We start from the raw sequence: 14,293 nt of genomic DNA on the forward strand, positions 1-14,293 counted from the left end.
GTCAGTTTTACTTAATCTAATCAAGAATCTTTATACGACCTGTTTGGATATCGTCAAAGACACGATTGATTTGATGGCGTTCTTCATCAGTCACCCTGTAGTCAGAAAGGATGGTGGTAACTAACTGTAGATGCTCTATACGGCTTAATTGACCAGAATTAAGAATTCTGTCTACGATTTGCTTGAGCGTTTGAGGAAATTGACCCTGAATATCTCCTGCCATTAGTGGCTGGTCACATAATAACGTTTTGGTTTTCTGGCTGTTGTCTTTTATTGTCTACTAAAATAACTGGCTTGGCACGAGTGCTACATCAACCTTTTCCCTTTCTCCCTGACCATTTCCCCTTCTCAATCGCGACTCCTAAGCTCTAGGCGCAGAACGCTGATAAAGATGGGCGACAAACTGATCTAACTTCATCGTTCCCACTAGTTGCTGTGTCTTTTCCAACTGGAACTGCCTGTCTAAAACCTGCCGGACTTGCCTTCTTTCCCCGTCTGTACTGGGAGGCGACCAGACAGGGTCAGCGCTATCTAGCCAGAGAATACGTTGATACTGAGTTGGTTCAGATGAAAGAGACTTTTCTAAAGCAGGTGCTAGCTGAGCAGACTTCTGAGCCAATAACATGACTGGTAACGTTGGTGGAATATAGTAAGCCAGACGCAGGACATGACCCCAAGCCGTAGAGTTCATCATCACTAAAGTTGGTGTCGTAGAATCCTGAGCAATGATGTCAGCTACTTGGTGGAATATCCGGCGGTGCCGAGTTCCTAAGTCAGCGATGCTGGTACTCAAATATAACAGCAGCAAAAGGGCTGCTGTCAGTCGTTGCCATTGCCCAGTTGCTCGTTCTATCCACATAGTCAGCAATAACAAGCATCCCGGCAAAATAAAAATCATCGACCGTCCCCAGCCAAAACTGATTGTGAACTTGCCGCTGATGATATCTACGACTAACCCCAGCAAGAGTGGAAAAATCCCTAAAAGCAAAGCTATACACACAATTCGACGCTGATTTTGATGCCAGAGGCTGATACTACAAGCGAAAAGCACCAGCACTGATACCCCACCAGCAACAGTAGCGCTTACAGGTGGAAGGCTACTAATCCAGTCTCCCAACACCAAATGAATTCCCAGAGTTTCAACGACATCCTGAAAGTGTCGCAATCCAGTTTCAACGATGCCAGTGGCAGTCGAAAATCGTTGTAAGTCAGCATTGTGTAGCTGCTGTCGGGTTCCCCAAAGTACCCAAGGAATTGTCAGGAAGACACCTGCACTGAGGCACCCTCCAGCTAACCACCACCGTTGTCTGTCCAGAAATAGCACCAAGGCGGCTAGAGCAAGAAGCCAATAGGCAAAGAAATAAAACGTCATCAGTCCAGCCGCCACTGAACCAATTAGAAGTAGTGACCAAAGGAGTTTTGTGTTGTCAGAGAAGAAACGTTGACGCTTCAGTTCTGACTTTTGAGTGTCAATTAGCTGTAGCAGTGCCCAGGCGCTCAGGATTGCCCAAAGCACGAGTGAATTGTACATCCGCACATTTAAGGAGTGAAATATATAGTAGGGATTAATTCCTATAAGTGCAGCAAACAATAGACCTCCCTGTTGTCCCAGTAAACAACGACCTAAACCATAAGCACTGCCAATTGCCACAACACTCAATAAAGCTCCGAGGCTTCGTGTTGCGACTTCTCCATTCCCGAACAGGTGCAACCAAAGATGTTGAGCGAGGAAAAAGAGGGGGGGATGCGGTTCGCCACCCGCTAATCCTCTCAGGAGGTTTTTTAGAGTTTCCAAGATGTCATGAATACTGCTTTGTGGTGGCAGACTCAGCAAGGCGGTATAGTCAGCTAAAACTACTGGCAAATCCTGAGGAGGTTGATAGGCAATTTTTTGACCTGTAGAAAGGAGTAGTGACAGCACCTCGTCATACCAAAATTCCCGGCTTCCTAAATTGAGTATTCTTGTCGGAATTGCGATCGCAATAATGATCAACAGTATTGAAGAAAACCGTAGGGATAGTTTGTGGTGTGGGTGGGACATCTCACACGTCTAGCCGTGAGTAGAGCTATGGTAAAAAGTAAGTGCTGCTGAACAGGTCTATCTAGAGTATCCAGTGTTCGTTGGTTACTGGTTGAGCAGAAACGATTTATTTACAAGGAGACGCTATAAAAATGCAGGTAATTCTGCTGCCAGCACTTTCTGACAACTATATCTTTTTACTCCATAACCCTAAGCAGAACGTTGCAGCAGTTGTTGACCCCGCAGAGGCGCAACCAGTGCTGCGGCGTTTAGAAGAACTTGGGGCTGAACTGGTGATGATTTTTAATACTCATCATCATATGGATCATGTCGGCGGTAATCGGGAACTGATCGAATATTTTCCGAATGTCTACGTGTGTGGAAGCGCCCAAGATCGAGGGAGAATTCCTGGGCAACAGGTGTTTTTGCAGGAAGGCGATCAGGTTGAATTTACCGATAGAATTGGCGAGGTGATATTCGTTCCCGGACACACCAGTGGACATATTGCCTACTACTTCTTTCCACGAGTAGAGGGTGAAACGGGTGATTTATTCTGCGGTGATACCTTATTCGCAGGCGGTTGTGGCAGATTGTTTGAAGGTACACCAGCGCAGATGGTGGATTCCTTGATCAAGCTGCGGGCTTTGCCGGACAACACGCGAGTCTGGTGCGCTCATGAATACACGCTGAAAAATCTTCAATTTGCCCTTACTGTAGATCAGGAAAATCTAGATTTACAAACTCGATATACTGAAGTTCAAGAGGCTCGTCGCCGTTTAGAGGCAACTATACCCTCGCAACTGGGGATTGAAAAGCGTACCAATCCATTTTTGCGATGGGAGCAACCAGCACTCCAGTCCGCCGTCAAAGCGACAGAACCCGTACAGACATTTGCGCGGCTGCGAGGCATGAAAGACCGATTTTAAGTTGATGAGGTGACGAGAAAGGGATTGGCTTTGGGAAAAACTTCTCCCAATCCCCAATTTTTCATTCCCTTGTTCTGCCTGGTTGCGATCGCGTACCAGATTTTCGTACTATGAAGTGTTCTGGAACATTATTACTCCCTGAAGAAGTCCGTACCCGAAATAAAGACTATGGCGAAACGTGTGCAATTAGTTTTAAATCAAGACGTTAGTAAGCTGGGAAAAACTGGCGACTTAGTTGAAGTCGCTCCTGGCTATGCTCGTAATTATCTACTTCCCAAGAAAATCGGAATTAGAGCCACCCCTGGCATCCTCAAGCAAGTTGAGCGGCGTAAAGAACAAGAGCGTCAGCGTTTGCTCGAAGAGAAACAGCAAGCTGAAACCCAGAAGACGGCACTAGAAACCGTGGGTCGCTTCACCATTCACAAGCAAGTGGGTGAAAATGAAGCAATCTTCGGTACTGTTACCGCTCCAGAAGTCGCTGAAGCCATTCAAGCGGCAACAGGTCAGGAAATAGACCGACGGGGTATTACTCTACCGGATATCAGCCAACTCGGTGTCTATAAGGCAGAAGTTAAGCTACATCCAGAAGTCACAGCAGTAGTTGAAATCCAAGTAGCTTCCAACTAAGTAGGTCGGTATTAATATTTGTCGTTGAGACAAGGCAGAGGGCAGAGGGCAGAAGGGAAGAGGATTTTATTCTCTTAACATTTGTTGACATACCTTCGCTTATTTGTTCCTACCTACTTAGTGCAGTGTCTAACGGACTAACTACCCTTTAGTTCAAGTTGACCCGTTTTTTCAGGTCAAGTAATGGGGTTGAGCGAGGTGCTAGAAGCCGTCACTCAACCCCTTAATTTATTAAGCTAGGTTAGAGGCTAGTGTGCGTTTCAATGCATGACGCAGTAGACAGTGAAAGGGTAAGTGTGAAAAAATCAACCCTTAACCTTTTCCCTTTCCCCTTTGACCTAAAACGATAATTTGATAATGCCATTTAAAGGTTCATTAGCTTCTCCATTCCCCTCGTTGCCTTGAACATGGCTCAAGAACTGCAATTTTCGACATTTAGCAACTCCCTACCCCCTCAAAACATTGATGCCGAGGAGTCGATTCTCGGAGGGATTTTATTAGACCCTGAAGCCATTGGTCGAGTGGCTGATATACTTCCGGCTAACGCTTTTTACATTACTGCCCACAAAGAAATCTACAAAGCCGCTCTAGCGCTCCATAGCCAGGATAAGCCAACAGACTTGATGAGCGTTACCACCTGGCTGTATGACCACGAATTATTAGAGAAAGTTGGTGGTCAGAGTAAATTAGCACAGCTCGTTGAGCGCACTGTCTCAGCGGTTAACGTTGACCGCTATGCGACGTTGGTGACCGAGAAGTACCTCCGCCGTCAACTGATCCAGGCAGGTAATGAGATTGTGCAGTTGGGTTACGAAACCTCAATCGAGTTGGAAACTGTTCTTGACCAGTCAGAGCAAAAGATTTTTAGCCTTACTCAGACTCGCCCTCAGCAAGGTTTAATTCCTATCTCTAAAGCCCTAATTGAGACATTTAACAGTATCGAAACCCTTCATGAAGGAGTAGCACTGCCTGGTATTCCTTGTGGGTTCTATGACTTGGACACTATGACTGAGGGGTTTCAGCGTTCTGACCTGATTATATTGGCTGCCAGACCATCGATGGGAAAAACAACCCTAGGATTGAATATTGCCCACAATATTGCTGAGAATCAAAAGTTATCGGTGGCAATTTTTAGCCTGGAGATGTCTAAAGAACAGTTAGTGCAGCGATTGCTCTCAAGTGAGGTGGGAATTGAAAGTAATCGGTTACGGGCTGGACGAATCAGCCAAAATGAGTGGGCACCGTTGAGCAATGCGATTAGTACCCTTACTCAACTACCCATCTTTATTGACGATACCCCAAACCAAACGGTGATGCAGATGCGATCGCATGTGCGGCGTCTTCAGGCAGAACAAGGGGGTCAATTGGGATTAGTTTTAATCGACTATTTACAGTTGATGGAAGGGAATAGCGATAACCGTGTACAGGAACTGTCCCGGATTACGCGAAGTCTCAAAGGGCTAGCCCGCGAACTAAATGTCCCAATCATCGCCCTATCTCAGCTAAGTCGGGGGGTCGAAGCTCGTAACAACAAACGACCAATGATGTCCGATTTACGTGAAAGCGGTTCAATTGAGCAGGATGCGGATTTAGTTATCATGCTCTACCGCGATTCTTACTACAATCCCGATTCACCTGATCGAGATATCGCAGAAGCAATCATTGCCAAACACCGAAATGGTCCCACTGGGACTGTCAAGCTGTTATTCAGACCTGAATTGACGAAGTTTCTCAACTTAGCCTCTCCCAATCGGGCATGATTTAACGCAAAGGCTCTTATGCAAAGGGCAGAAGGCAGAAGGTTTTATTACTAGTACATTGTTGTTTGAGGAGAAAGGGTAAAGGGTAAAGGTTGTTCCCTTTTACCTTTCACCCTGCCCCTTATCCCAAGAGGGGACTCCACCTTCCCCTTTTCCCTAAAACCGATTAGTTAAATAGGCAACGCGAGATGCTCAAGGGCAGCTTAGCTAATTCTTAACAGTTCAACATCAAAAATCAGCGTAGCGTTTGGAGGAATTACACCACCGGCGCCACGGGAACCATAGCCTAATTCGGCGGGAATAATTAACTGACGACGTCCGCCAACTTTCATCGAACCAACGCCTTCATCCCAGCCTTTAATGACCTGTCCAACGCCGAGTTTGAACGAAAACGGGCGATTGCGATCGCGTGAACTATCAAACTTGGTACCATTCTCCAGGGTACCCGTGTAGTGAACGGTGACAGTTTGTCCCGTTTGGGGTGTTGCTCCGTCTCCCTCCTTAAGGTCAACGTACTTCAGACCAGAAGGCGTCGTCATAGTGGCGCTATCTGTAGTCTGTTCGCTGTCTGAACCAGAATCCATCGCAATAAGTCTTGTATTATTAACATCTGGGTTAGCACTTGTATCGAGTGCAACCACGGCGGCTTGAGTTGTGGTCAGTTCATCAGCACTTGCGCTGGCTTTCCCGGTAGTAAATTGCCCTACAAGCAGTAGCACGCCACACGCTAAGACAACCCCTAAACTGATTAAAATTTCCCTCAAAATTTCTCCTCCAAATTGTTTCTTCAACGCCAGAGTTTATTTTCTAAATCTCGCACCTGACGTTCTAGACGGTCAATGCGACCACGCAATTCATCGACTTCCGCTTGGCGAGGGACACCTAAATCTTGCAACATATTACGCATCTGTCGTTCCATCTGCACCTCAAGATTACCTTGGTCTGACTTGAGCTGTTGCATCATATCATCGACAAATCCCTTCGCTTGCTCAGGATTAATCTTACCTTCCCTCACCCATTCATCACTAACCTCACGCATTTTCTCTGCAGCCATTGAAGTCGTGCCAATACCAACCATCAATAACTGCTTGAGCCAATTGTTATTATCCATACTCTTTTCCTATTACTCGGCACTTAATTGGGTAGCTGAATGTAGACTGTTTCCCAAGGGGGCGAAACATCCTTGCCTACAGTTCTATTCTGTGATATCTCCACGGGTACCTGCTGCTTTCCCTGCGCTTAGATAGATCATGACACAATAGATCTCTTAGGACTAAAGCTAAGGTCTCTACAGATAAGGTAGGGATTGCCCACCCTACTGCTATCAATAGCGTTCAAACCTTCAACCGAAGGCAGAGGCAGAAGGTTCAGTTCTGTTCAGAAGGGAATTGTGACCCTTGCTCCCTTCAGTCGCTTTCCGGGCTTGGGCTATCGGCATCGGGATAAATTCCTTCTACCTTCTGCCTTTCTTGGTTCAAACTGTAAGTCCTGTCTCTATCTTCGTTGACACTATAAGTCTCAAACAACAAAAGCAAATTATTACCTACTATGGTTATTGAATGGCTCAGGGTGAGCGTTTCTCCGGAACTTCGAGAAAGATATATTCAAAAAGATGCTGAAATCTGGACATCCATGCTTGCCCAGCATCCTGGATTTTTAGGCAAAGAGGTCTGGATTAATCCAGAAACCCAGAATGAGGTTATCCTAATCATCCGTTGGGCAAGTCTTGAAGCGTGGAAAGCCGTTCCAGCAGAGCAGTTGGCACAAACTGACCAACAGTTCAACGAGGAATTTGGCTCTCAACATCAGATTATTGAGGCGGCTGAGTACCAAGTCCGAAAATTTCCCCAGGGTTAACACTATGCACCCGCCACAGGAGTGGGATGTTTAACTGAACGCGCTACTTACCTACCGATGCTAAATTGTCCTCGCTGTCATCAATCTCTCAATAGCAAAGCAGTTACTTGTTCCCATTGCGGAACGGTTCTCAAAGCCTATGGTCATCCCGGCATTACCTTGCATCGGGCAACAAGTGATCAGCCGTTGTGCGAAACTTGCAGCTATCAGGCAGACGATACCTGTACCTTTCCCCAACGTCCCTACGCCAAGGAGTGTACTCTCTACGATGACATTACCCAACCTAAGGTAGTCGCTAACCAACGTTATACTCCTCGTCAGAATCCACTGCAATCGCTCAAGTTCTGGTGCCAGCGAAATCCGGCTTGGTTGGGTTTGTTGGGATTACTAACCGCGAGTTTTCTACTTACACTACTTGCCGCATCTCGATAGGCTTAGGGCACACTAACAGTGGCTGAAGTGGCTTCTGTGGAAGGTGAGCTGTCTCTTTTAAGAGGCTGATTAACCGGAGTTTTTTTTTCCTTAAATACGTCTAAATCAAACCAGAAGGTTGTACCAACACCAACTTCGCTGACTAAGTGTACCCGGCTATGATGTTTCTGAATGATGTTTCTGACGATTGAAAGACCCAAACCCGTTCCTTCAAGGGTATGAACTCGGTTTTCTACACGGAAAAATCGGTCAAAAATCGCCTCTTGGTCTTCGGCATCAATACCAATTCCCGTATCTGAAATTTCTACCCGCACTTGAGCTGTTTCGTGGTGATGAGGGTCTGATTCCAGCAGATAGGCACGAATCATCACTCGTCCGCCTGGTTCCGTAAATTTTAGAGAGTTGCCTACCAAGTTCGCAAAAACTTGAAGCAACAAATCGTAGTGACCTAGAACAGGTGGTAAATCTGGGGCAATATCTTGAGCGAGTTCAATGCCTTTATCACGCGCATTTAGCTGATAGGTGCGTAGCGTCTGCTCTACAGGCTGAACGATATCTACGGGTTCAAAATGATAAAGCCGACACGATTCAAGGCGTGATAAATCTAAAACATCATTGACCAGACGAGTAAGCCTATCTGTCTCGCGATTGGCGGTTTCAAGGAACTCCCGACGCTCTGTTTCGCTGAGGTCTTCGCCATACTCGTGGAGGGTTTCGATAAATGATTTGATGTTAAACAGAGGCGTTCTCAGTTCATGGGAGACATTGCTGATGAACTGGCTTTTTGCCTCGTTTAGTTCTACCTCGCGGGTAATATCCTGTACGGTCATCGCAATGCCCTTGACACTCTCTCGGTATTGGTCGAGGACACTGGTTAAAAGGATGCGGACGGTACGAGGCGTTGGTTCATTAAGCGTGATTCGGAACTCTTCGCCTTCGCGTTCTCGTTCTGCGGAAGTTTGCCCAGCCGCAATTTGATAAAGCGATCGCGTTAGTTCCATTGTTACGGCGCTAGGCAGGTGATGCAAGACATTTTCACCCACAACGTCTGTCCCTTCCCAACTGAAAATCCGACGTGCTGTTGGATTGACCAAAACAACATCGAAATTGGTATCAATTAAGACAGCGCCATCAGCAATAGTAGAAACGAGGGTCTCTAGTTTGGCTTTTTCAGCCGTCAGTTCTTCAATATTTTGCTCTTCATAACGCTCCAACCGCTCTGCCATCTCGTTGAAGCTGAAAATCAGTTCACCCAGTTCCCCTTTTAAGGGCAGGTCGATCCGCTGCTTAAAGTTGCCAGTGGCAATATTTTTGACACCCCTTAGCAGTTCCTGAATTGGCTTGGTGATCATCAGGGCGTTAAAGACTGCCCCTAAAATCACCATCACCCAGATCGAGATAAAAACCGCGATCGTCACGTCTCGTGTCAAATTTGAGGAGGCAACCACCGTAGGATTAGGGTTGATCCCGATCGCTAACACCCCTAAGTACTTCCCTTCTTGCATCAGAGGCACAAAGACATCGGTCACTTCCCCATCCGGGGTTAGGTGCTGTCGCACCATCGGGACTTCAGAGTTCTTGGCGTAGTCTTCAGGTAGCTCAATCCAACGTTGAATCGTTAGAGAATTTTGCACTTCCGATTCCGAGAAAGGAATCCCAAAGAAAATTTGACCCGCCTCATCTGCGTAAATCATGTAGCGCACACTGGAGGTGCTGCTATAGAAGCGGTGGGAAAAGCGAGCGACTTCCGTCAGATTGTCTTCTGCAATCAGGGGTGCAACATTGGATGCCAACAATAAACCTAGATCACGACCAAAACGAGTGTCGTTCATTCTAGCGTCCTGTTGAATTGTGTTCACCGCCCAGAATGTCAAACCACTCATGATCAAAGAGACGACAAGGGTTGCCGCCGCCATGAGCCGGGTCTGGAGAGTAAACTCTGACCACCAATGTGCGATAACTTCTCGGATGGTTTTTAGCAAAGCGAACAAGGGTGATTCACTACAATCAACAGGAAAACTACAACAGCCTACTTAAAGGTAGATACTTTAGTCGAGACAACGCTGCTTAAAAAGAAGCGTCCCCCAATTATATATATATGCTTAGCTTGAAGCTGATGTTATATCAGGAGAACTGATCGCATCAAGGTCGTTATAATCTCAAACGAGTAAGGGGAAAGCGGCACAAAGCTAGCTCCTAGAGAGCCACTACGCTGAGACTTTATGAGCGCTATGTGTTCAACTTCACCCATCTTCGCTAAGGGAAACCGTTGCCTATCCTTTCTCTAAGTAGACTAACTGGGTAGGGAGCCAGCACCGCTGACACGATGACCGATATCTTTACGGTAATACATTCCTTCAAACTGGATACAAGCGATCGCCTCATAAGATGAAGCGATCGCCTCATCAAACGTCTCACCTGTCGCCGTCACACCAAGCACCCGACCGCCATCAGTAAGCAACTGTTGCTGCTTTAGCTTAGTTCCTGCACAAAAAACCGTTGCTCCTAGTTCCTCGGCTTGCTCAATTCCAGTAATCACATCACCCTTCTTATAGACTCCGGGATAGCCTTGAGCCGCAGCAATCACACAAGCGGCTGTCCCGGATTTCCAGGTTATCGGCGGCATTTGCTCCAGTCGTTGCTGGCTACAAGCAAGAAGCAGCTCTTCTAAAGGAGTCTCCAACAAAGGTAGAATCGCTTGAGTTTCCGGGTCACCAAAGCGACAATTAAACTCCAGAACCGTCGGATTACCTTGTGGGGTAATCATTAATCCTGCGTAAAGAACCCCTCGATAGTCAATCCCTCGTTGACGTAGAGCCTCAACTGTAGGCTGAAGGACTTCTCGCTCAATACGTTCCATCAAAGCCGGAGTAACAATTGGGGCAGGGCAATAAGCTCCCATTCCACCCGTATTTTCCCCAGTATCCCCCTCACCAATTCGCTTGTGATCTTGAGCCGGAAGTAAAGGGCGAACGCTCACGCCATCTGTTAGAGCTAAAACAGAAACTTCTTGACCCGTTACGCACTCTTCAATCACCACAGTTTTAAACCCATTTTTGAAGAGTGATTCAACAGCCGCTTGTGCCTCTTCAACAGAGGCAGCAACGATGACACCTTTGCCTGCCGCCAAGCCATCTGCTTTCACAACAATTGGGGCCCCTTGAGCCTTTACATAAGCGATCGCCGCTTCAGCTTCAGTAAATACCGCAAACTGAGGCGTTGGAATGCCCGCCGACTGCATCAACGTCTTAGCCCAGTATTTACTGGACTCAATCCTCGCTCCTTCTTTCGTTGGACCAAAAACCGTCAGACCTTGTTGTTGGAGATAGTCTGTGATTCCCAACGAAAGGGGAAGTTCGGGTCCAACAACAACCAACGAGATATTGTGAACCAGAGCAAACCGGGCAATTCCCTCAAAATCATCCACACGTAAGGGAAGATTCTGGCAACCCTTTGTAGTTGCTGTGCCACCGTTACCAGGAATACATACCACCTGCTGAATACGTTGAGATTGCAGCAGTTTCCAGGCGAGGGCGTGTTCACGACCCCCATTGCCAACCACCAAAATCTTCACTTTAGCCTTGCGCTCCAGAAGAATTGAACTTTAAGGGGAATCACGACCAACTACGGTCTGCAGCCGTCTGTTTTATCAACAAATTCAAAGCGTGCAGAACGCCTGACTCAAAAGTCCCAAGCTTTATGAGTCGAGCAAATGTCCTCCATTATGCCATGGGATTACCAGTTGACCCAGAAAAGGTCTCAAGTTAGCTGGCTATTGCTCACTCTGAAACACAGCAAAAGTAGCTTCCTGGAGAGATGAGGTACAACGGGAGGCGTGTGAAATAAGAGACAGAGCCTGGAAAACAAAAAAGCTGATAGCTGATAGCTGACGGCTTTCTGCTCTAATTACTCAGGGCTTTTTGCTGCTGATAGCGCTCCTTAAACTGGCGCTGTTGTTTGTTGTGATCCACAATCGGGGCTGGATAATCAAGAGCGTAGCGCTCCATGGGTGGTATATCTCCACTGAGCAAGTATTCTGTATCCACAGAGCGCAATTCTGGGAGCCATTCTCGAATGTATTCACCTTCTGGGTCAAATTTCTTGGCTTGACTAGCTGGGTTAAAAATTCGTACAGGTTTAGGGTCCATACCACTGGAAGCACTCCACTGCCAGCCGCCGTTGTTGGCTGAGAGGTCGCCATCATACAAGTTCTGCATGAAGTATTTTTCTCCCAAGCGTGGGTCAATCAAGAGGTCTTTGGTGAGGAAGCTAGCCACAATCATCCGACAACGATTGTGCATCCAGCCGATTGTCTTCATCTGCCGCATCGCTGCGTCCACAATGGGATATCCAGTTCTCCCTTCACACCAAGCTTGGAAGTACTCTGGGTTATTGTCGTAGGGGAAGTTTTTCAGGGTTTTGCGGAAGGCTCCTTCTGCTAGTTCTGGGAAGTTATACATCGCATGTTGATAGAACTCCCGCCATGCGAGTTCCTGTTGCCATGCCTTGATACTGGCTTCGGTTTCATCACTACGGCTAGCTTCTAAAGCCGTTAGAGTGGCTGCCCAAACTGTACGAACGCCAATGACACCGAATTTTAACGCGGCACTAAGTTGGGATGTACCGTGAACACCAGGAAAGTTGCGCTGTTCTTTGTACTCAGTAATGGACTGACGACAAAATTCCTCTAGTTTTTCCTGAGCGGCTGTTTCGCCTGGTGCTGTCACCAGTTCAGTATCCCAAGCAAAACCCAACTCTTTCGCTGTTGGTAGCTCAAGAGTTCCAGCTTGTTGTGCTGTCTCCTTTTCTTGTTGGGTTAGTCCTTCTACATCGGTGAGGGTTTCTACAGGCTGTGCTTTTGGTTTGCTACTCCAGTTGCGCCAAAAGGGTGTGTAAACTGTGTATGGCTGGTTTGAACCAGTCCGAATGTCTTCTGGTGGGTGTAATAGCTGATCCCAATTGTTATGTACCTGAATGCCCTTTTCTTTTAGGGCAATCATGACAGTGCGATCGCGTTCTTTGGCATAAGGCTCAACATCCCAATTCCAGAAAACAGCCTTAGCATTGAGAGCTGTTGCTAAAGCTGGGATCGCTTGAGTCGGTTTTGCTCGAAGAATCAACAATTGGCTACCCGCTTTGCTGTAGCGTTCTTTAAGTGACTGCAAGCTGCCAATCATGTAAGTTACTCTTGCTAGGGCAACATCATCCCGTTCCAGAATATCCGGGTCGAGACAGAAAACTCCCACCACTTTTTTAGTTTGTCGTCGGGCCGCAGCAAGTCCAATATTGTCTGATAAACGTAAATCGCGCCGATGCCAAAACAGAATTAAGTCAGACATGCAATCAATGCTTCAGTTAATTAGCTTCTTTTGCCAGCTTAGAGCTTACCGATATTTTCTCGCTACCCATTGAAAAAGCTGAGGATTTGTCCCGGATACCCTCTTGCCTTTGCTGTAACTTGCAACAGCGTCATTAGCTGTAGCGCAGTTTCACTGTCATATTTAGCCGCAGTGAAACAAAGTCTGCACTCTAGAAAAGGTCTGCCTTTAGCTCTTGAGTAGCAGTGGTCAAAGCCAGGATTTGAGGCTAGGTTTGTACTTCTTAATTCTGTCAGGGTGACCACGGCTGATCGAAAAGTTGACGGCTTGCACAAGCTATGACCTGCCGTCTTGGTGTTTGGAGGAGTGAAGGAGACATAATCCGTGGCAAACCGTCACCTGTTTGCTTGGCAACGAAGCTTATCGATTGCCTTAGTTTTAGCTGTACTTGGTTTTGTAGCTGGCTTTGGTTGGAGAGTCGATCACTCGACGAATCAGAAGACTGTATTACCAGTCAGCACGGGGATGCAGCAAGACAAAGCAGGGCTAGAAACCTCAAAGGCTAAAGCTATAAAAGTGCAGCAAGATGCGGCACATCAAAAAGCGATCGCTAAACTAGCACAAGAAGAAAAAGTAAAACGTCTCAACGCTGCTATCCCTGTCCAATTTCAAGGAAAAACGATTCGTGAGGTCAAGCTGAAGGGTAAAGACAATTCCAATACCCAAGTCAGGCAGACAAAAGCGATCGCACCACCCAAGCTAATCGCACTAACGTTTGACGATGGTCCTTGGCCCCAAATGACCTCAAAAGTTTTAGATATTCTCAAAAAACAAAACGTCAAAGCTACCTTTTTTGTGGTAGGAAAGCAGGTAGAAAAGCATCCACATCTAGTAAAGCAGACTGTAGCAGAAGGTCATGCGATTGGCAACCATAGCTGGAGTCATCAGTATCATCATTACAGCCCGTCAGCCGCCGCTCACGAACTCGATAAAACAGCCGCTTTGGTTCATAAACTAACGGGTGTCAAGACATCTCTTTTCAGACCGCCTGCTGGCATTTTGAATAATGGATTAGTGGCTTCTGCTCACCAGAAGAAATATGCTGTCGTGATGTGGTCTGTAGATTCAAAAGACTGGCGTTCTGGACGTACTACCAAGCAAGCACTAGTTGACAATTCGCTCAAGGAAGCCAACTCTGGGGGAATTGTCTTGCTGCACGATGGAGGAGGCGATCGCTCAGAGACAATTGAGGCTTTACCGCAATTAATTACGCAACTAAAAAAGCACGGCTACACCTTTGTAACCGTGCCAGAACTTCTAGAAAAGGGGGTTAGTTTTTAGTTTTTTGTTGTT

The 14,293-nt window shown here is 46.8% G+C and carries 13 protein-coding genes; 6 read left to right on the forward strand and 7 right to left on the reverse strand.

Annotated elements, in window-relative coordinates; genetic code table 11:
* Nucleotides 1-16: 16 nt before the first annotated feature.
* Together AC5JL3_RS27015 and AC5JL3_RS27020 are read right to left on the reverse strand one after the other, a co-directional pair.
* On the reverse strand, nucleotides 17-223 hold the full coding sequence (locus AC5JL3_RS27015; RefSeq protein ID WP_496077410.1) for a hypothetical protein: 207 nt from the start codon (nucleotides 221-223) through the stop codon (nucleotides 17-19).
* Between the two features lie 138 nt (nucleotides 224-361).
* Nucleotides 362-2,041 carry a glycosyltransferase family 39 protein gene (locus AC5JL3_RS27020; protein ID WP_496077411.1) on the reverse strand — a complete coding sequence of 560 codons (1,680 nt, stop codon included), beginning with the start codon at nucleotides 2,039-2,041 and terminating at the stop codon, nucleotides 362-364.
* A 131-nt stretch (nucleotides 2,042-2,172) separates the two neighbouring features.
* Between AC5JL3_RS27020 and gloB the strand changes: the two genes are divergently transcribed.
* The 3 genes from gloB to dnaB all read left to right on the forward strand — a co-directional run bounded on the left by gloB (nucleotide 2,173) and on the right by dnaB (nucleotide 5,333).
* Nucleotides 2,173-2,946, forward strand: a complete 774-nt coding sequence (gene gloB / locus AC5JL3_RS27025; protein ID WP_496077412.1) for a hydroxyacylglutathione hydrolase — start codon at nucleotides 2,173-2,175, stop codon at nucleotides 2,944-2,946.
* A gap of 168 nt (nucleotides 2,947-3,114) precedes the next feature.
* On the forward strand, nucleotides 3,115-3,573 hold the full coding sequence (rplI, locus tag AC5JL3_RS27030; protein ID WP_496077413.1) for a 50S ribosomal protein L9: 459 nt from the start codon (nucleotides 3,115-3,117) through the stop codon (nucleotides 3,571-3,573).
* A gap of 407 nt (nucleotides 3,574-3,980) precedes the next feature.
* Nucleotides 3,981-5,333, forward strand: coding sequence for a replicative DNA helicase (gene dnaB, locus AC5JL3_RS27035; protein ID WP_496077414.1), 1,353 nt, complete (start codon nucleotides 3,981-3,983; stop codon nucleotides 5,331-5,333).
* A gap of 203 nt (nucleotides 5,334-5,536) precedes the next feature.
* On the opposite strand, the gene AC5JL3_RS27040 is transcribed toward dnaB, so the two are convergent.
* Together AC5JL3_RS27040 and AC5JL3_RS27045 are read right to left on the reverse strand one after the other, a co-directional pair.
* Nucleotides 5,537-6,097 (reverse strand): FKBP-type peptidyl-prolyl cis-trans isomerase, encoded by a 561-nt coding sequence (locus AC5JL3_RS27040; protein WP_496077415.1) that lies wholly within the window; start codon nucleotides 6,095-6,097, stop codon nucleotides 5,537-5,539.
* 23 nt (nucleotides 6,098-6,120) lie between these two features.
* A complete protein-coding gene (locus AC5JL3_RS27045; protein ID WP_192222662.1) occupies nucleotides 6,121-6,444 on the reverse strand; it encodes a phasin family protein in 324 nt (107 codons plus the stop codon).
* Between the two features lie 437 nt (nucleotides 6,445-6,881).
* Here AC5JL3_RS27045 and AC5JL3_RS27050 point away from each other — a divergent pair, with 437 nt between their 5' ends.
* A complete protein-coding gene (locus AC5JL3_RS27050) occupies nucleotides 6,882-7,190 on the forward strand; it encodes a TIGR03792 family protein (RefSeq protein ID WP_496077416.1) in 309 nt (102 codons plus the stop codon).
* Nucleotides 7,191-7,247: 57 nt separating this feature from the next.
* Nucleotides 7,248-7,622, forward strand: coding sequence for a zinc ribbon domain-containing protein (locus AC5JL3_RS27055; RefSeq protein ID WP_192222664.1), 375 nt, complete (start codon nucleotides 7,248-7,250; stop codon nucleotides 7,620-7,622).
* Nucleotides 7,623-7,624: 2 nt separating this feature from the next.
* On the opposite strand, the gene nblS is transcribed toward AC5JL3_RS27055, so the two are convergent.
* The 3 genes from nblS to AC5JL3_RS27070 all read right to left on the reverse strand — a co-directional run bounded on the left by nblS (nucleotide 7,625) and on the right by AC5JL3_RS27070 (nucleotide 12,961).
* A complete protein-coding gene (gene nblS, locus AC5JL3_RS27060; RefSeq protein WP_496077417.1) occupies nucleotides 7,625-9,613 on the reverse strand; it encodes a two-component system sensor histidine kinase NblS in 1,989 nt (662 codons plus the stop codon).
* A gap of 302 nt (nucleotides 9,614-9,915) precedes the next feature.
* On the reverse strand, nucleotides 9,916-11,196 hold the full coding sequence (purD, locus tag AC5JL3_RS27065; protein WP_496077418.1) for a phosphoribosylamine--glycine ligase: 1,281 nt from the start codon (nucleotides 11,194-11,196) through the stop codon (nucleotides 9,916-9,918).
* Nucleotides 11,197-11,524: 328 nt separating this feature from the next.
* Entirely contained in the window at nucleotides 11,525-12,961 is a 1,437-nt protein-coding gene (locus AC5JL3_RS27070) for a cryptochrome/photolyase family protein (protein WP_496077419.1), read from the reverse strand.
* A 363-nt stretch (nucleotides 12,962-13,324) separates the two neighbouring features.
* Between AC5JL3_RS27070 and AC5JL3_RS27075 the strand changes: the two genes are divergently transcribed.
* The gene (locus AC5JL3_RS27075; RefSeq protein ID WP_496077420.1) at nucleotides 13,325-14,281 is read left to right on the forward strand and encodes a polysaccharide deacetylase family protein; all 957 of its coding nucleotides are present in this window, start codon (nucleotides 13,325-13,327) and stop codon (nucleotides 14,279-14,281) included.
* The last annotated feature ends 12 nt before the right edge of the window (nucleotides 14,282-14,293 follow it).

This window comes from Symplocastrum torsivum (assembly GCF_059505465.1).